Origin of the sequence: Janibacter sp. GS2 (assembly GCF_051200835.1) — a bacterium.
GTDB lineage: Bacteria > Actinomycetota > Actinomycetes > Actinomycetales > Dermatophilaceae > Janibacter.
The window spans coordinates 2,042,049-2,058,885 of the sequence record NZ_CP195161.1 but is presented as its reverse complement, the minus strand read 5'-3'; the positions used below and the strand labels follow the sequence as shown (position 1 = coordinate 2,058,885).

At 72.4% G+C, this 16,837-nt stretch carries 15 protein-coding genes; 8 read left to right on the top strand and 7 right to left on the bottom strand.

Features of this window, described 5'->3' with window-relative positions; all coding sequences use genetic code 11:
• Window positions 1–80 precede the first annotated feature (80 nt).
• On the bottom strand, window positions 81–1,247 hold the full coding sequence (locus ACR9E9_RS09855; protein ID WP_435198309.1) for a glycerate kinase family protein: 1,167 nt from the start codon (window positions 1,245–1,247) through the stop codon (window positions 81–83).
• 40 nt (window positions 1,248–1,287) lie between these two features.
• Between ACR9E9_RS09855 and nadA the strand changes: the two genes are divergently transcribed.
• Both nadA and ACR9E9_RS09845 read left to right on the top strand, forming a co-directional pair.
• Window positions 1,288–2,499 carry a quinolinate synthase NadA gene (gene nadA, locus ACR9E9_RS09850; RefSeq protein ID WP_435198308.1) on the top strand — a complete coding sequence of 404 codons (1,212 nt, stop codon included), beginning with the start codon at window positions 1,288–1,290 and terminating at the stop codon, window positions 2,497–2,499.
• A 23-nt stretch (window positions 2,500–2,522) separates the two neighbouring features.
• On the top strand, window positions 2,523–3,161 hold the full coding sequence (locus ACR9E9_RS09845; protein WP_435198307.1) for a maleylpyruvate isomerase family mycothiol-dependent enzyme: 639 nt from the start codon (window positions 2,523–2,525) through the stop codon (window positions 3,159–3,161).
• A gap of 31 nt (window positions 3,162–3,192) precedes the next feature.
• Here ACR9E9_RS09845 and ACR9E9_RS09840 read toward each other — a convergent pair whose 3' ends face one another.
• The 3 genes from ACR9E9_RS09840 to ACR9E9_RS09830 all read right to left on the bottom strand — a co-directional run bounded on the left by ACR9E9_RS09840 (window position 3,193) and on the right by ACR9E9_RS09830 (window position 6,312).
• Window positions 3,193–4,230, bottom strand: coding sequence for a glutathione S-transferase family protein (locus tag ACR9E9_RS09840; RefSeq protein WP_435198306.1), 1,038 nt, complete (start codon window positions 4,228–4,230; stop codon window positions 3,193–3,195).
• Window positions 4,231–4,374: 144 nt separating this feature from the next.
• Window positions 4,375–4,872, bottom strand: a complete 498-nt coding sequence (locus tag ACR9E9_RS09835) for an O-acetyl-ADP-ribose deacetylase (RefSeq protein WP_435198305.1) — start codon at window positions 4,870–4,872, stop codon at window positions 4,375–4,377.
• Window positions 4,873–4,944: 72 nt separating this feature from the next.
• Window positions 4,945–6,312 (bottom strand): dipeptidase, encoded by a 1,368-nt coding sequence (locus ACR9E9_RS09830; RefSeq protein ID WP_435198304.1) that lies wholly within the window; start codon window positions 6,310–6,312, stop codon window positions 4,945–4,947.
• Between the two features lie 65 nt (window positions 6,313–6,377).
• Between ACR9E9_RS09830 and ACR9E9_RS09825 the strand changes: the two genes are divergently transcribed.
• Window positions 6,378–6,959: a DUF3043 domain-containing protein gene (locus ACR9E9_RS09825; RefSeq protein WP_435198303.1), complete on the top strand. Its 582-nt coding sequence runs from the start codon at window positions 6,378–6,380 to the stop codon at window positions 6,957–6,959.
• 1 nt (window position 6,960) lies between these two features.
• On the opposite strand, the gene ACR9E9_RS09820 is transcribed toward ACR9E9_RS09825, so the two are convergent.
• Window positions 6,961–7,173, bottom strand: a complete 213-nt coding sequence (locus ACR9E9_RS09820; protein ID WP_435198302.1) for a hypothetical protein — start codon at window positions 7,171–7,173, stop codon at window positions 6,961–6,963.
• The gene (gcvT, locus tag ACR9E9_RS09815) at window positions 7,170–8,282 is read right to left on the bottom strand and encodes a glycine cleavage system aminomethyltransferase GcvT (protein WP_435198301.1); all 1,113 of its coding nucleotides are present in this window, start codon (window positions 8,280–8,282) and stop codon (window positions 7,170–7,172) included. The genes ACR9E9_RS09820 and gcvT overlap by 4 nt, the downstream gene beginning before the upstream one ends.
• Before the next feature lie 84 nt (window positions 8,283–8,366).
• Between gcvT and ACR9E9_RS09810 the strand changes: the two genes are divergently transcribed.
• The 4 genes from ACR9E9_RS09810 to ACR9E9_RS09795 all read left to right on the top strand — a co-directional run bounded on the left by ACR9E9_RS09810 (window position 8,367) and on the right by ACR9E9_RS09795 (window position 14,385).
• The gene (locus ACR9E9_RS09810; protein WP_435198300.1) at window positions 8,367–9,866 is read left to right on the top strand and encodes a leucyl aminopeptidase; all 1,500 of its coding nucleotides are present in this window, start codon (window positions 8,367–8,369) and stop codon (window positions 9,864–9,866) included.
• A 134-nt stretch (window positions 9,867–10,000) separates the two neighbouring features.
• A complete protein-coding gene (lpdA, locus tag ACR9E9_RS09805) occupies window positions 10,001–11,395 on the top strand; it encodes a dihydrolipoyl dehydrogenase (protein WP_435198299.1) in 1,395 nt (464 codons plus the stop codon).
• Window positions 11,396–11,591: 196 nt separating this feature from the next.
• Window positions 11,592–13,481, top strand: a complete 1,890-nt coding sequence (sucB, locus tag ACR9E9_RS09800; protein ID WP_435198298.1) for a 2-oxoglutarate dehydrogenase, E2 component, dihydrolipoamide succinyltransferase — start codon at window positions 11,592–11,594, stop codon at window positions 13,479–13,481.
• A 1-nt stretch (window position 13,482) separates the two neighbouring features.
• Window positions 13,483–14,385: a TIGR01777 family oxidoreductase gene (locus ACR9E9_RS09795; RefSeq protein WP_435198297.1), complete on the top strand. Its 903-nt coding sequence runs from the start codon at window positions 13,483–13,485 to the stop codon at window positions 14,383–14,385.
• Window positions 14,386–14,388: 3 nt separating this feature from the next.
• On the opposite strand, the gene ACR9E9_RS09790 is transcribed toward ACR9E9_RS09795, so the two are convergent.
• A complete protein-coding gene (locus ACR9E9_RS09790; RefSeq protein ID WP_435198296.1) occupies window positions 14,389–16,005 on the bottom strand; it encodes a serine/threonine-protein kinase in 1,617 nt (538 codons plus the stop codon).
• A gap of 83 nt (window positions 16,006–16,088) precedes the next feature.
• Between ACR9E9_RS09790 and ACR9E9_RS09785 the strand changes: the two genes are divergently transcribed.
• Window positions 16,089–16,820 (top strand): Type 1 glutamine amidotransferase-like domain-containing protein, encoded by a 732-nt coding sequence (locus ACR9E9_RS09785; protein WP_435198295.1) that lies wholly within the window; start codon window positions 16,089–16,091, stop codon window positions 16,818–16,820.
• Window positions 16,821–16,837: the final 17 nt, after the last annotated feature.

The window sequence follows — 16,837 nt, the reverse complement described above, 5'->3', positions numbered from 1 at the left end:
CGCAGTCCGTCACATCCGGGGCAACGTGGGCGCAGTGCCGGTTGTTCCCGTGCCTCCACCCTACGCCTTCGACCCCGGGGTCACCGTCGGGGTGACCACGTCGTGGCGACCCGGGCCGCCCGGGCGGTGAGCGTCCCGACGGGGTCGGCCATGGCGGCCTCCACCCCCTGGTGCTTCTCGACGACGGCGTAGGTGCCGCTCAGACCGAGCGCCATCGCCTCGCGGCGACCGATGAGGACCTGCCCGGCGAGCGCGACGGCGGGGGTGGCGTGCGTGGCGGCGAGCTCGGCGACACCCGCGACGACCTTGCCCTGCAGGCTCTGCCAGTCGAGGCGTCCCTCCCCCGTGATGACGACGTCGGCCGCCGCGACGAGCGCGGCGAGGCCGACGGCCTCGAGGACGGTCTCGACGCCGCTGGTGCGGCGGGCGCCGAGGAGCATCAGCGCGTACCCGACTCCCCCGGCGGCGCCGGTCCCCGGCTCCCGGTCGAGTCGGCGCTCGCGCCCGGTGAGCAGGTCGGTGCCCGGTGGCAGGGCCCGTCGCACCTGCTCGGCGAAGTGTCCGAGGGCCCCCTCGAGGACCTGCGCCTGCTCCGGGTCGGCCCCCTTCTGCTCGGAGAAGACGGCGCTGGCCCCCTGCAGCCCCAGGAGGGGGGACGAGACGTCGGTGGCCGCGACGATCTCCACCCCGGCAAAGCGCTCCCTCGTCGCGGCGAGCCCGGCGAGGTCGCCCTCCCGCGTGGCGATGAGACCGGCTCCCCCACCGCCGAGGACGTCACGCGGCCCGGCGCCGAGGGCGGCGAGCATCCCGGCGCCCGCATCGTTGGTCCCCGACCCGCCGAGGCCGACGACGATCCGGTCGACCCCTTCGTCGAGGGCCGCCGCGAGCAGCTCGCCCAGCCCCCAGGTGGTCGTCACCCCGGGATCACGCTCGGTCGCATCGAGGAGGTGCAGGCCGATCGCCTGCGCCGACTCCACCCAGGCGGTGCGTCGGCCCCCTTCGTCCGTGGTGATGTGCAGGGCCGCCGGCACGCTGCCGCCGCGCGGTCCGGTGACGGTGACGACCGAGGAGTCGCCGGGCCGCGACGTGGTGAGCACGTCGATGAATCCTGGGCCCCCGTCGCTGAGCGGGACGAGGGTCAGCAGATCGTCCGGGGCGTTGCGGCGCCACCCGGCCGCGATCGCCTCCGCCGCCTGGGTCGCGGTGAGGGTGCCGGTGAAGCAGTCCGGGGCAATGAGCACGTGCACGCGTGGACTCTACCGAGGGCAGCGGCGACGTTGTGCAAACATGCCTGCCGTGAGCACCACGATGCCGTCCTCGTCGAAGCCCCTCTCGCTGCTCGTCCTCGGACAGGGCACGGACGCGCACTCGGAGCGGGGCGTGGAGTGTCCCGGCGACCTGCCGGCGCCCTCCGACCCCGGTCTCGTGGAGCGCGCCCGCGCGGCGAAGGAGGCCCTCGGGGACCGGGTCTTCGTCCTCGGTCACCACTACCAGCGCGACGAGGTCATCGAGTTCGCCGACACCACCGGTGACTCCTTCAAGCTCGCCAAGGAGGCCGCGGCCCGCCCGGACGCCCCGTGGATCGTCTTCTGCGGCGTGCACTTCATGGCCGAGTCCGCGGACATCCTCACCACGGACGAGCAGACCGTCGTCCTGCCCGACCTGGCCGCAGGCTGCTCGATGGCCGACATGGCCGCGCTGCACCAGGTCGAGGACTGCTGGGACGACCTCGTCGAGACCGGCATCGCGGAGTCGACGGTCCCGGTGACGTACATGAACTCGTCTGCGGCGATCAAGGCCTTCACCGGCCGCCACGGCGGGACGATCTGCACCAGCTCCAATGCCCGCAGCGCGCTGACCTGGGCCTTCGGCCAGACCGGCGGTGTCGACGGCGGGGGCACGGTGCTCTTCCTGCCCGATCAGCACCTGGGGCGCAACACCTGGGCGCGCGACCTCGACGGTGATCTCGACGACTGCGTCGTGTGGGACCCCCACCAGCCCCGGGGTGGGCTGACGCCCGAGCAGATCCGCGACGCCCGGATGATCCTGTGGCGCGGGCACTGCTCGGTCCACGGCCGCTTCAGCGTCGATGCCGTGGAGACGGCGCGACGCGAGATCCCCGGCGTCCGCGTCATCGTCCACCCGGAGTGCCGCCACGAGGTCGTCGAGCTCGCCGACGAGGTCGGCTCGACCGAGAAGATCATCCAGGCCGTCGCCGCTGCCCCGGCCGGCACGAAGTGGGTCGTCGGCACCGAGCTCAACCTCGTGCAGCGGCTGGCGCAGCAGTTCCCGGAGCAGCAGATCAGCTTCCTGGAGAAGAACGTCTGCTACTGCTCGACGATGAACCGCATCGACCTGCCGCACCTCGTCTGGGCGCTGGAGTCGCTCGTCGAGGGACGGGTGGTCAACCCGATCGTCGTCGACCCGACCGTGGCCGAGCAGGCGCGCACGGCACTGGACCGCATGCTCGCGCTGCCGGGCGAGACCTCCAAGGACTGAGGCGTGGCTGGCAGGCTGGTCCCGTGGACGAGCAGCTGCTGACCTGGACCACCGACAACCGGCGCCTGTTCGCCGACACCGTCGACGCGCTCGGCGAGACGCATGCCGGCGACGCGACCCTGTGCGAGACGTGGGACGTGCGCACCCTTACCGGGCACCTCCTCCAGCCGATCCTCGTGCCCTCCTGGCGCTTCCTGCTCACGGCTGCCCGGGTGCGGTCCATGGCGAAGGCCTGCGACGTGCATGCCCGCCGTCTCTCCGACCGCCCGCTGGGTGAGGTGAGCGCCCAGCTGCGGGAGCTGGCCGATGCGCGGGCGACGCCGATGTACATCGGTGTCGCCGGACCCTTCACCGACACGTGCATCCACCTGCGCGACCTCGCCGACCCGCAGGGGCTCGACGTCACCGTCCCCACGGAGCACTGGCGCGCGGCGCTGGGGATCATCGTCTCCCCCCGCGGCACCGAGTCCTTCGTCCCGGTCCCCGGCCTGCTCCACGGCGTGACCTGGCAGGCCGAGGACACGGCGTGGTCGTACGGCGAAGGGAGGACCGTCACCGGCAGCGCCGAGGCGCTCGCCATGGTGATGTCCGGCCGACCGGCCTACCTGGACCGGATCACGGGTCCGGGAGCGGACCTCGTGCGCGCACGCCTCACCGAGTGAGGCTCCTGTCGCCGACGGCGGACCGCAGGAGTCAGGCGGAGCGGACCATCCCGGTCCCGTCGAGCAGGGGGTTGTGCGCGGTGGGGACGCGCTCCTCTTCGCTCGGGGCGCTCGGAGCGGTGCCGGCACCGAAGGGGGATCCGCCGAGGGCCTCGCGACCGTGCGGCTCGAGCCAGTTGGCGTAGTCCGGGCCCGCCGGGACGATCCCGGTGGGATTGATGTCGCGGTGGACCTCGTAGTAGTGGCTCTTGATGTGCGTGAAGTCGGTGGTGTCGCCGAAGCCGGCGGTCGTGAAGAGGTCGCGGGCATAGGCCCACAGCACCGGCATCTCGGAGAGCTTGGACCGGTTGGCCTTGAAGTGGCCGTGGTAGACGGCGTCGAAGCGCGCGAGGGTCGTGAAGAGGCGCACATCGGCCTCGGTGATGTGCTCGCCCATGAGGTAGCGCCGGGTCGCCAGGCGCTCCTCGAGCCAGTCCAACGCGGTGAAGAGCCGCTCGTAGGCCTGCTCGTACGCGGCCTGGTCGCCGGAGAAGCCGCAGCGGTAGACCCCGTTGTTGATCTCGGTGTACACCCGCTTGTTGACCGCCTCCATCTCCTCGCGCAGGTGCTCGGGCCACAGGTCCGGGGCGCCCTCGCGGTGGAACTCGCGCCACTGCGTGGAGAAGTCGAGGGTGATCTGCGGGAAGTCGTTCGTCACGACCTCACCGGAGGGGACGTCGACGATCGCGGGGACGGTGATGCCCTTCGGGTAGTCCGGGAAGCGCTTGAGGTAGGCGTCCTTGATGCGCGGGATGCCCAGCACCGGGTCGAGCCCGCCCTCGTCGAGGTCGAAGGTCCAGGAGTCGGCGTCGTGGGTGGGCCCGGTGATGCCGATCGAGATGACGTCCTCGAGCCCGAGGAGCCGCCGCACGATGATCGTCCGGTTGGCCCACGGGCACGCCCGCGCGGCGACGAGGCGGTAGCGCCCGGGCTCGACCGCCCACTCCCCGGACCCGTCCGAGGTGATCCGGTCCCCGATGTAGGTCGTGTCGCGGGTGAATTCCTTCTCGACGTAGCTGCCCTGTGTCATGCCAACCACAGTAGTTGAAACTTGCAGTAAATGCACGCGTGTCGGACTGCAGTTCGCTCCGTCGGAGTCGCGCCGGCCCCGGATCCTCGGTGGGCCCGCCCCCAACTGCAGTCCGACACACCCTTCGGCGAAGGGGGTACCCGGCTACTCCAGCGCGCCCGCGACCTGCTCGAAGGTCGCCTCGTCGAAGGCCACGAGCCGCACCTGGTCGACGGCCGTGTCCGCGGCGCGGATCGTCTCGATCGCGGCCGTGATCGCGTCGTCCTTGGGCCAGCCGTAGACGCCAGCGCTGATGAGGGGGACGGCGACGGTCCGGGCGCCGAGCTCGTCGGCGACCTCCAACGAGCGCCGGTAGCAGGAGGTGAGCAGGGAGCGGTCCCGCTCCCCCGCCGTGAAGTTGGGTCCGACGGTGTGGATCACCCACGTGGCGGGGAGGTCGCCGGCCACGGTCCACCCGGCGTCGCCCGTGGGCAGCCCGTCGGGGAACCTGGCGATGCAGTCCTCCAGCACCGCCGGCCCACCGGCCCGGTGGATCGCTCCGTCCACGCCCCCACCGCCGCGCATCGCGCGGTTGGCGGCATTGACGACGGCGTCGACCTTCTGGGTGGTGATGTCCCCGTGGACGGCGGTGATCGTGACCATGAGCCCAGTCTCTCCGAGTCGATGTCCCCAGGTGAGTCGAGACCCACCCGGATACATCGACCCGGAGGGGGATCAGGCCCGCGGCATCGCGCCCAGGCGCGCGAGCAGCAGCGCCTCGGCGACGCAGACCTTCTCGAACTCGCCCAGGTGCAGCGACTCGTTGGCGCCGTGGGCGCGGGTGTCGGGGTCCTCGACGCCGGTGACGAGGATCGCCGCGTCGGGGAACTTCTCCGCGAAGGCCTGGACGAAGGGGATCGACCCGCCGATGCCGACGTCGACCGGCTGGGTGCCCCAGGCGTCGGCGAAGGCGGCACGGGCCTGGTCGTAGACCGGGCCCGTCGCGTCGGCGGCGAAGCCCCACCCGGTCTCGTCGAGCTCGACCTCGACGCCCGCACCCCACGGGGCGTGCTCCTGCAGGTGCTTCTGCAGCGCGGTCCACGCCTCCTGCGGGTCCTGGCTGGGATTGAGGCGCAGGTTGATCTTGGCGCTCGCGGAGGCATTGAGGACGTTCCCGGCCTCACCCACGCTCGGGGCGTCGATGCCGATGACGACGGCGGCCGGCTTGGTCCACAGGCGGGACGGGATGGAGCCGGTGCCGATGAGCTCGGTGCCCTCGAGCAGACCGGACTCCTCGCGCAGCCGGGCCTCGTCGTAGTCGACCTCCGGCGCATCGGTGGCGACGAGTCCCTCGATGGCGACGTCACCCTGGTCGTCGTGGAGGGTGGCGAGCAGTCGGCACAGGGTGGTGATGGCGTCGGGGCAGGCCCCGCCGAACATCCCCGAGTGCACCCCGTGGTCGAGGGTGCGCACGGTGACGACGGCGCGAAGGGAGCCGCGCAGGGTCGTCGTCAGCGCGGGCGTGCCGATGGCCCAGTTGAGGGAGTCGGCGAGGACGATCGCGTCGGAGGTGAGCTTGTCGCCGTGGCGCTGCAGGATCCGCGGCAGCGACTCGCTGGCGATCTCCTCCTCCCCCTCGACGAAGACGGTGACGCCGACGGGAAGCTCTCCCGAGTGGGCCCGAAGGGCGGCGACGTGCGCCATCACGCCGGCCTTGTCGTCGGCGGCGCCGCGGCCGTAGAGGCGCCCGTCCTTCTCGGTCGGCTCGAAGGGGTCGGTGTCCCAGTCCGTCCGATCGCCGGGGGGCTGCACGTCGTGGTGCGCGTAGAGCAGGACGGTCGGTGCGCCCTCGGGTCCGTCGACGTGGCCGATGACGGCCGGGCGCCCCCCTTCGCTGACGATCTCGACGGCGAGTCCCTCGGCGCGCAACAGCTCGGCCGTGCGCTCGGCGGACTCCTGCACCCGGGCCTGGTCGAAGGAATCGAGGCTGACGCTCGGGATCCGGGTGAGGTCCTCGAGGTCGGTGCGCACCTGCGGCATGAGGTCGCGCACGCGGCCGCGCAGGGACTCGATCTGGTCTGCTGTCAGAGTGGTGTCGGTCACGCCCGCGACGCTATCGCGGACGGCCGCGGTCAGCAGCCGCGGTGGGTGCGCCTAGAGTGCTCCTCGTGTTCGGACGCAAGAAGGATGACGCCAAGACCGCCGCGACCAGGCCGGGAGGTCCGCACCCCGAGCGCGAGGGTGCGAAGAACCGACCGACCCCGAAGCGGCGCGACCAGGAGGCCGCCCGCAAGCGGCCGCTGGTGCAGACCGACCGCAAGAAGGCGAAGAACTCCGACCGCGAGGCCCGTCGGGAGAGCTCGCGCAAGATGCGCATGGCCATGGTCACCGGCGACGACAAGTACCTGCCGCCCCGCGACAAGGGCCCGGTGCGGCGTTTCGTGCGCGACAGCGTCGACGTCCGGCGCAACCTCGGCGAGCTGCTGCTGCCGCTGATGGTCGCCGTGCTCGTCCTGAGCCTCTTCGCGGGGACGTGGGCGACGTACGTCTTCCTCGGGGTCTACGTGCTCATCCTGCTCGCGGTCCTCGACTCCTTCCTGCTGTGGCGCCGGACCAAGCCGCAACTGCTCGCGCGCTTCGGTGAGGACACCAACCTGCGCGGGCTGGGGATGTACCAGGCGATGCGCGCCTTCCAGATGCGCCGCACCCGGATGCCCAAGCCCCAGGTCGAGCGCGGCGCGAAGGTCTGACTCAGCCCGCGGAGAGGGACATCGGGCCGTAGACGACCTCGGCCTCGTGCAGCAGGCTGACCTGCTCGACACCGGCATCGGCCAGGTCCTCCCAGGACTCCGCGAACCACGCCTCGGCGTCGCCCTGGGTCGGGAAGGGCACCGAGTGCTCCGGGCCGGCGGCCCGGGGTCGGCCCGAGGAGTCCTCGAACCGCCAGCGGTAGGACTCGCTCATGACGTCCTCACCTGCACCTCGACGAACGGGGGCTTGACGACCGTCGCGGCGACCTCGCGGCCGCGCACGTCGATGACGACCTCGTCGTCGATCGTGACTGATCGCTCGATGAGCGCCAGGGCGATCCCCTGCTTGAGGGTGGGGCTGAAGGTGCCGGACGTCACCTCGCCGACCTCGTTCCCCTCGCCGTCCTTGACGACGCACCCGCTGCGCGGGATGCCGCGCCCGGTCACGAGCAGGCCGCGCAGGAGCCGCGCGGACTTGGCGACCCGTTGGGCCACGAGCGCGTCCTTGCCCCAGAAGGTCTCCTTGTCCCACCCGACGGCCCAGGCGGAGCGGCCCATGACCGGGGTGATCTCCGGCGAGAGGTCGTTGCCGTGCAACGGGTAGCCCATCTCGGTGCGCAGGGTGTCGCGCGCACCCAGGCCGCAGGGCAGCCCGTCGAAGGGAGCCATCGCGTCGACGATCGCGTCCCACAGCTCCAGACCCGCGGCGGACGGGGCGACGAGCTCGTACCCCCGCTCGCCGGTGTAGCCGGTGCGGCAGACGGTCAGCTCGTGACCACGCCACTGGGCGGTGTCGTAGGACATGTAGTCGTGGTCGACGGGCAGCCCGAGCGAGGTGAGCACCTCGTCGCTGCGTGGCCCCTGCACCGCGAGGACGACGAAGTCCTCGTGCTGGTTGACCACCTCGACACCCTCGGGAGCGGCGTCGGCGAGCATCTGCACGACCGTCGTGGCATTGGCCGCGTTGGGCATGATGAAGACGTCCTGCTCGTCGCGCAGGTAGACGATCAGGTCGTCGATGACGCCGCCGGACTCGTTGCAGCACAACGTGTACTGGGCCTTGCCGGGGCTGATCCGCCCGAGGTCGTTGGTCAGCGTCGTGTTGATCAGCTCGGCCGCACCCACCCCGGTGATCTGCGCCTTGCCGAGGTGGCTGACATCGAACAGGCCCACCCGCTCACGCACCGCCGTGTGCTCCGCGACGACGCCCCCGCCGGGATACTCGATCGGCATCTCCCACCCGCCGAAGTCGGCCATCTTCGCTTCCAGTGCCACGTGTCGACCGTGGATCGGGGACGTGCGCAGGGCGTTGTTCTCGGTCATGCGCCAGACGCTACCGCGTCAGCATCCGGGATAGCCTCCGTGGTGGTACACCCACCACGACCCCGACCGAAAGGTGCCCATCCCGTGGCCTCGTTGATCCTCGGCTCCCGTTCCTACTCCGCCTGGTCCGGACGATCACTCGTCCTGGGGGTGGTCGGCTCCGGCGACACGGTGAGTGTGCAGGCCTCGGCTGCGCTGCCCAAGGCCACCGCCAAGCACCTCGAGGCGGTCCTGCCGGCCCTCGACGTCAGCGCGAAGGTCGCCGCCACGGCGATCCTGCCTGCTGTCCCCGGCCTCAAGGCCGACAAGGTCGTGCTCGTCGGCCTGGGCTCGGACGAGGCGGGGGACGGGAGCACCGACGCCCTTCGTCGTGCCGCCGGCGCCGCCGTCCGCGCGGCCGGCACCGGCTCGGTCGCCCTGGCCCTCCCCCACGCCGACGAGGTCCGCCTCGGCGCGATCGCCGAGGGTGCGGTGGGCGGTGCCTACACCTTCACCGCCCACAAGTCCGCGGCGGACGAGTCCGGTGACCGGGAGATCACGGTCTTCTCCGACCTCGGCCGCAAGGCCTCCCCCCACGACGTCCTCGAGCGTGCGGCCACCGTCGCCCGTCACGTCGGCTGGGCCCGCGACCTGGTCAACACCCCGCCGAACCTGCTCTACCCGCAGTCCTTCACCGAGCAGGTCCAGCAGGTGGCCAAGGCCTCCTCCGGCAAGCTCACGGTCAAGGTCCTCGACGAGAAGGCCCTCGCCGAGGGCGGCTTCGGGGGGATCGTCGGTGTCGGCCAGGGCAGCACCCGGCCGCCGCGGATCGTCACCCTCTCCTACACGCCCCGCTCACGGAAGGTCCCGCACGTCGCGCTCGTCGGCAAGGGCATCACCTTCGACACCGGCGGCGTGTGCATCAAGCCCGCCGCCGGGATGCTGACGATGAAGTCCGACATGGCCGGTGCGGCCTCCGTCGCCGCGACGGTCGTGGCCGCCGCCGAGCTCGGCCTGCCCGTGGCCGTCACCGGCTACCTCTGCCTCGCGGAGAACATGCCCGGCGGCAACGCCCAGCGTCCCGGTGACGTCGTGACCATGCGCAACGGCACGACGGTCGAGATCATCGACACCGACGCCGAGGGGCGCATGGTCCTCGCCGACGGCATGGCCCTGGCCGCCGAGTCCGGCCCCGACGAGATCCTCGACGTCGCGACGCTCACCGGCGCGTGCGTCGTCGCGCTCGGCCCGAAGATCTTCGGCGTCATGGGCAATGACGAGAACCTGCGCACGGCGATCACCTCGGCGTCCGAGCGCGCCGACGAGCCGAGCTGGCCGCTGCCGCTGCCCGCGGACCTGCGCTCCGGGCTCGACTCGGCCGTCGCCGACATCGCACACAAGGGCGACCGCACGGGTGGTGCCCTGACCGCGGGCCTGTTCCTCCAGGAGTTCGCCAAGGACGCGAAGGGGGAGAACATCCCCTGGGCGCACCTCGACATCGCGGGCCCCTCCTTCAACGAGGGCAGCGCGTGGGGTCACGTTCCCAAGGGCGGCACCGGTGTCGCCGTCGGCACCCTGCTGGAGCACATCGCCGGCCTCGGCTGACGCCCCCTCGCCGACCCATGGGTTGTGGCCGCGACCGCTCGATGGTTGCGGCCACAACCCATGCGTGGGCACGAAGGCTCTACGCTGTGCAGCGTCCGTGACCCCGGACACACCGCGCACACAAGGAGCATCCCGTGGCAGACCCCGCGACCTCGACCCCCTTCGACCTCGTCATCCTCGGAGCCGGCAGCGGCGGGTACGCCTGTGCCCTGCGCGCCGCGCAGCTCGGCCTGTTGGTCGCGCTCGTCGAGGAGGCGGAGATCGGCGGCACCTGTCTGCACCGCGGGTGCATCCCGACCAAGGCCCTGCTCCACGCGGCCGAGCTCGCCGACGGGGCCAGGGCGGGTGCCGCGCACGGCGTGCGCACCACCTTCGAGGGCATCGACACCGAGGCGATGCACGCGCGCAAGGACAAGATCGTCGCCCAGCTGTACCGGGGCCTGACGGGGCTCGTCGGGCAGGCCGACATCGAGGTCGTCGCCGGCCGCGGTCGGCTCGTCGACGCGCAGACCGTCTCCGTCGAGACGGCGGACGGTGCCCGCACCGTCACCGGCCGCACGGTCGTCGTGGCCACCGGCTCCTACGCCCGCACCCTCCCCGGCATCGAGGTCGGCCCGCGGATCATGACGAGCGAGCAGGCGATGGACCTCGCCGAGATCCCCGGCCGGGTGGCCGTGCTCGGCGGCGGCGTCATCGGCGTCGAGTTCGCCTCGATGCTGCGCAGCTTCGGCTCCGAGGTGACGATCATCGAGGCCCTCGACCGGCTCGTCGCCGGCGAGGAGGCAGCCAGCTCCCAGCAGTTGACCCGCGCCTTCAAGAAGCGGGGCATCACCACGCGCACCTCAGCGAAGGTCGCCTCCGTCGACACCGACGAGGATCGCGCGATCGTCCACCTCGAGGACGGGGACAGCCTGGAGGTGGACCTCGTGCTCGTGGCCGTCGGTCGCGGTCCACGCAGCGAGGGCATCGGCCTCGAGGAGGCCGGGGTCGCCACCGACCGCGGTTTCGTCCCGACCGACGAGCGGCTGCGCACGAACGTCGAGGGCGTGCGCGCCGTCGGTGACCTCGTCCCCGGCCCCCAGCTGGCCCACCGCGGTTTCGCGCACGGCATCTTCGTGGCCGAGGACATCGCCGGCCTCGACCCCACGCCCGTGGACGACCTGACCATCCCGAAGGTCACCTACTGCGACCCGGAGATCGCCTCCGTCGGTCTCTCGAGCGAGGCCGCGAAGAGCTCGGGCGTCGACGTCGAGACGCACGCCTATCCGTTGGGCGGCAACGGTCGCAGCCTCATCCGCGGCACGAGCGGGTCGGTGACGCTCGTGCGCGAGAAGGACGGCCCGGTCCTGGGGGTGCACATCGTCGGGCTCGGTGCGAGCGAGCTGATCAGCGAGGCCCAGCTCGTCGTCGGCTGGGAGGCGCACCCGGAGGACATCACCCCCTTCGTCCACGCCCACCCCACGCAGAGCGAAGCGCTCGGCGAGGCCGCGATGCTGGCCTCCGGTCGGCCGCTGCACGCCCACGCGTGACCGTCCCCCGTCTGCCCATCCGGCCCGCCGACGCCTAGGCTGGATGCCAACGTCCCACCCCCGAAGGGAGCCTCATGTCGCGTGGCCTGGCACGGCTCCCGCGACCGTGCAGACGCACGGCGGGCCCGTGGGCATCAGCACGACGACTCGTGAGAGTCTGTGACGTGTCCCATCTCGATAGAAGGAGCAGAGGCGCATGTCTGAGCGGGTGACCATGCCGGCCCTGGGTGAGTCCGTGACCGAAGGAACGGTGACGCGATGGCTCAAGAACGTCGGTGACAGTGTCGAAGTGGATGAGCCTCTGCTCGAGGTCTCCACCGACAAGGTCGACACCGAGATCCCATCTCCGGTGGCCGGCACGGTCCAGGAGATCCTCGTCGAGGAGGACGACACCGTGGAGGTCGGAGCCGACCTCGCAGTGATCGGCGACGGCGAGGCCCCGGAGTCCACCGACTCCGGTGACGACTCGCAGGAGGAGCCCGCCGAGGAGCCGGCCGCGGAGGAGACCCCCGCGAAGGAGGAGCCCGCGAAGGAGGAGCCCGCCGAGGAGCCTGCGAAGGAGCCCGCCGAGGAGGCCCCGGCCGAGTCCGCGCCGTCCTCCGGTGGCGATGGCGGCGAGGGCACCACGGTGTCCATGCCCGCGCTCGGCGAGTCCGTCACCGAAGGCACCGTCTCGCGCTGGTTGAAGGCCGAGGGTGACGAGGTCGAGGTCGACGAGCCGTTGCTCGAGGTCTCCACCGACAAGGTCGACACCGAGATCCCCTCGCCCGTCGCCGGCATCCTGACCTCCATCCTCGTCGAGGAGGACTCGACGGTCGAGGTCGGCGCCGACCTCGCGATCGTCGGTGGTTCCGGTGGCGGCTCTGCTCCCGCCGCGAAGGAGTCCGCCCAGGAGGAGTCCGCCCAGGAGGAGCCCGCCGAGGACACTGCGGTCGAGCCGACCCCGGAGCCGGAGTCCGAGCCCGAGCCGAAGACCGCGGGTGTGACCGCGGACGAGGCCGCGGACCAGGAGCCCGAGGGCACCGAGAAGCAGCGCGAGGCGCAGTCCACGCAGCAGGCCCCCGCGAAGCAGGAGGCTCCCGCCTCGAGCTCCGCGCCCGCCAAGCAGACCGCCCCGGCGGCCGGCAGCGGCAGCTCCGACGCGGCCGCCTACGTCACGCCGCTGGTGCGCAAGCTGGCCAAGGACAACGACATCGACCTCGCGCAGGTCGATGGCACCGGCATCGGCGGTCGCGTCCGCAAGCAGGACGTCCTCGACGCCGCCAAGGCGAAGAACCAGCCGCAGGAGTCCGCACCCGCGGCCGCTCCGGCGGCGGCACCGGCTGCCTCGTCCGCACCGGCGGCCGTGCCCGCCGGCCTGGAGTCGAATGTCCCGAAGTCCAAGCGCGGCACCCGCGAGAAGATGACCCGACTGCGCAAGATCATCGCCGAGCGCATGGTCGAGTCGCTGCAGGTGTCGGCCCAGCTGACGACGGTCGTCGAGGTCGACATGACCAAGGTGGGCCGCGTCCGCGACGCCGCCAAGGCGGAGTTCCAGCAGCGTGAGGGCACCAAGCTCTCCTTCCTGCCCTTCATCGCCCTGGCCACGGCCGAGGCGCTCAAGGAGCACCCGGGCGTCAACGCCAGTGTCGAGGGAGACGAGATCGTCTACCACGGTGAGGAGAACCTCTCCATCGCGGTGGACACCGAGAAGGGCCTGCTCACGCCGGTCGTCAAGAACGCCGGTGACCTCAACGTCGCCGGTCTCGCTCGGGCGATCTCGGATGTCGCGGACCGCACGCGCAAGAACAAGATCACGCCGGACGACCTGTCCGGTGGGACCTTCACCATCACCAACACCGGAAGCCGGGGTGCGCTCTTCGACACCCCGATCCTCAACCAGCCGCAGGTCGGGATGCTCGGGACCGGTGCCATCGTGCGCCGCCCGGTCGTCAGCCTGACCGAGGACGGTGGGGAGACCCTGGCGATCCGGTCGATGATGTACCTGGCCCTCTCCTACGACCACCGGGTCGTGGACGGAGCGGACGCCGCGAGGTTCCTCGGGACCATCAAGGCCCGCCTCGAAGAAGGCAACTTCGAGGCCTGAGATGACCTCACCACGACAGCGCGTCGCCATCACCGGTTCATCCGGCCTGATCGGCGGCGCGCTGTCGCACTCCCTGCGCGAAGGGGGTCACGACGTCGTCCACCTCGTGCGCCGGGAGCCGGGCGCCGGTCACGAACGCGCGTGGGACCCCGACGCCGCAACCCTGGATCCCTCGGTCCTCGCCGACGTCGACACCGTCGTGCACCTGGCCGGTGCCGGCGTGGGTGACCACCGCTGGACCGACGAGTACAAGGCCACGATCCGGGCATCACGCGTCAACGGCACCGACCTCGTCTCGCGGGTCATCGCCGAGGGAGCCGGCCCGACCCGTCTGGTCACGGCCTCCGCGGTCGGGATCTACGGCGATCGCGGGGACGAGGTGCTCACCGAGGACTCGGTCGGGGCCAACACCTTCCTCGCCGGTGTCGTCCGGGACTGGGAGGGTGCGACCATCCCCGCCACCGACGCGGGGATCCCGGTCGCCCACGCCCGCACGGGGATCGTCCTGTCGACGCGGGGCGGCGCCCTCACCCCGATGCTGCGCCTGGGTCGTCTCGGACTCGGAGGTCCCCTCGGCTCGGGGAACCAGTGGATGCCGTGGATCACCCTCGCGGACACCGTGGCGGCCTACACCACCCTCATCGAGGACCCGTCGATCACCGGGCCGGTGAACTTCACCGCACCGCACCCGGTCCGCCAGCGGGTGCTCGCGCGGACCCTCGGTCGGCGGTTGAACCGACCGGCCGTGCTGCCGGCCCCGCGCGCGGCCCTGTACCTGGCCTTGGGCGAGTTCGCCGGGGACGTGCTCGCGTCCGCTCGGGTGCTCCCCCACCGGCTGGCCCGCACCGGCTTCGAGCACGCCCACCCGTACCTCGACGACGCGCTCGACCACCTCCTGGACTAGGGCTCACCCCGCCTCGGTCACCTCCCGCACGCGCCACGTCGTGCCGTCCCAGGAGAGGACGAGGTCGACCTGCTGCCCGGGGCGCGCCGGGCGCTGCTCACGCTGACCGTCCGCGCGCACGACGGCGTAGGCGCTCTCGTCGGTCGTCGTGCGCAGGACGGCGGTCGAGCCCGAGGTGCTCTCCAGCCGCGCGGACCGGACGCTCAGCTCGACCCCGTGGTAGCGCTCGCCGCTGCTGCGCAGTCGCTCCAGGAGCGCACGCTCGCGTCGCTCCTCCGGGGAGTCCGGCTCGACGAGCTGCTCCAGGGCGTCGGCGTCGCGATCGACCACCACCGCCTGACGAAGGGCGGTCAGCTCACGGGCGAGGCGGACCGGGGACCGCCGGGGCGCGGAGCGGTCGGTGAGCACCGCGGCCACCGACCCGGTACCGGCAGGCTCGGCGGCCGTCCCGGTGGGGCTGCTCCCACGGCCCCCTCCGGCGGTGGCCAGCTGCTGCCACGGCACGAGCACGGCCAGGAGCAGCGCCAGGGCTGCGGTGACGGCCGCCCCGACCCACCGCCCCGCCGGACCGGCCGCGGCCTGACGGGCGATGTCGCGGACAGGGCTCGCCGCATCCTGCGGAGCGGCTCGGCGGGGTGCCGCGTGGCGACCGGCCCGGGAGGTCGGGCGGTCCTCCCCCTTCGTCGCCCGCTGCCGGCGCTCCCGACGTTGCCACCACCGTCGCCGAGGTCCCTCCGGCCGGGCCTGCTCGAGCTCGCGCTGCCAGGCCGGGACCGCTGCGGAGCCGTCGGTGGCCGCCTCGCGGAGGCGCCGGGTCAGCCCGCTCGCGATGTCGCCCGTCGAGGTCATCCGCAGCGGCTCGGCCGCCACGGCGTCGAAGACGGCCAGCGCCATCCCGTCGGCCTCCGGTCGCGCTGCGGGGTCGCTGGACAGGCCCGCCTCGACGGCTGCGACGAGCGCCGCGGCGGCGGGGACCACGGAGGCCAGGTCACCACGCTCGGCGACATGACCGGGGGGTGACCCGGTGAGGCACAGCCACGCCAGCGACGCCAGCGCGTAGACGTCGGAGGCGCGATCGGGCTCGCCCCCGTCGAGCACCTCGGGCGCGACGAAACCGTCGGTGCCGTGGACGTCGCCGGGCGGCTCGCCGGTGAGCCGGGCGAAGCCGAGGTCGGCGAGCGCAGGGCGGCCGGTCGAGTCGAGGAGGAGGTTGCCGGGGCTGAGGTCGCCGTGGACCACCCCGAGCTCGTGCAGACCGGTGAGCGCCTGGGCAGCGGGCGCGATGACAGTAACCGTCTCCCCCGGGCTCAGGTGCCCGCGCGCGGCGACCACCTCGGCGAGGCTGCCCCCGGCGAAAAGCTCGAGCACCAGCGCGGTCGCCGGCCCGTCACCACCGTCGAGGGCAAGGGTCTCGTGGAGGGTGACGACGTGCTCCCCGGCGGCGTGCTGGAGGAGGGTGAACTCGCGCACGAGCTCGTCCGGGGCCTCCCCGGGGAGCACCTTGACCGCGACGAGCTCGTCGTCGGCCTCGCGTCGGGCCCGCCACACGCTCGACGTCGACCCGGTCCCGAGCAGACGGGTCAGGCGGTATCCGGGGACCTCGGGCGGGATCTCGTCCATGGACCCACGATGGCCGATCCCGCCGAGGGCGCCGGGGAGTTGTCCACAGGGCCGCACCGGCCGAGGCTGGCTAGCCTGCGGACATGAGCGCAGACCAGCCCACGATCCTCGCCACCTCCGGTGGCTTCGTCCGTCCCGAGCGCGGCGACCTCGCCTTCGGCGGGCTCGTCCACCACGCCGTCGAGCTGTCCGGGACGACCTCGCGCCCCAGGATCTGCCACCTCGGCACGGCCGGCGGGGACCAGCGCTGGTTCAACGCCCACCTCTCCGAGGCCGCGGCCGGGGCCGGCTTCGACCTGACGCACCTCAACCTCTTCCCGATGCCCGGCGTCGAGGACGTCGAGGCCCACCTGCTCGCCCAGGACGTCGTGTGGGTGGGCGGCGGATCGGTGGCCAACCTGCTGGCGGTCTGGCGGGTGCACGGCCTGGACGCGATCGTCCGCCGGGTGTGGGAGGCCGGGGTCGTCCTCGCGGGGGTGAGCGCAGGATCGATCTGCTGGTTCCGCGGCGGTACGACCGACTCCTTCGGCCCGCAGCTGCGAGCGGTGACCGATGGTCTCGGGCTGCTCCCCTACGACAACGGCGTCCACTACGACTCCGAGGCGCGGCGTCGGCCGACCGTCCACGCGCTCGTCGCGGAGGGCACGCTCGGCGAGACGCACTGCAGCGACGACGGGGTGGGCCTGCTCTACCGGGGGACCCAGCTCGTCGAGGCCGTCGCCGAAGTCGACGGCAAGGGCGGGTACGTCGTGACGAAGGGGGCGGACGGCCAGGTCGTCGAGTCCCCCGTCGAGACGCGACGTCTGCCCCACTGACTCCGTCGCCACCCCCC

Bases quoted from the DNA above. Each gene is read 5' to 3' on its own strand.
- ACR9E9_RS09820 (WP_435198302.1), bottom strand. From the start codon at position 7,173: ATGAGCGAGTCCTACCGCTGGCGGTTCGAGGACTCCTCGGGCCGACCC.
- ACR9E9_RS09795 (WP_435198297.1), top strand. From the start codon at position 13,483: ATGACCTCACCACGACAGCGCGTCGCCATCACCGGTTCATCCGGCCTG.
- ACR9E9_RS09835 (WP_435198305.1), bottom strand. From the start codon at position 4,872: ATGGTCACGATCACCGCCGTCCACGGGGACATCACCACCCAGAAGGTC.
- ACR9E9_RS09840 (WP_435198306.1), bottom strand. From the start codon at position 4,230: ATGACACAGGGCAGCTACGTCGAGAAGGAATTCACCCGCGACACGACC.
- sucB (WP_435198298.1), top strand. From the start codon at position 11,592: ATGTCTGAGCGGGTGACCATGCCGGCCCTGGGTGAGTCCGTGACCGAA.
- ACR9E9_RS09790 (WP_435198296.1), bottom strand. From the start codon at position 16,005: ATGGACGAGATCCCGCCCGAGGTCCCCGGATACCGCCTGACCCGTCTG.
- nadA (WP_435198308.1), top strand. From the start codon at position 1,288: ATGCCTGCCGTGAGCACCACGATGCCGTCCTCGTCGAAGCCCCTCTCG.
- ACR9E9_RS09785 (WP_435198295.1), top strand. From the start codon at position 16,089: ATGAGCGCAGACCAGCCCACGATCCTCGCCACCTCCGGTGGCTTCGTC.
- gcvT (WP_435198301.1), bottom strand. From the start codon at position 8,282: ATGACCGAGAACAACGCCCTGCGCACGTCCCCGATCCACGGTCGACAC.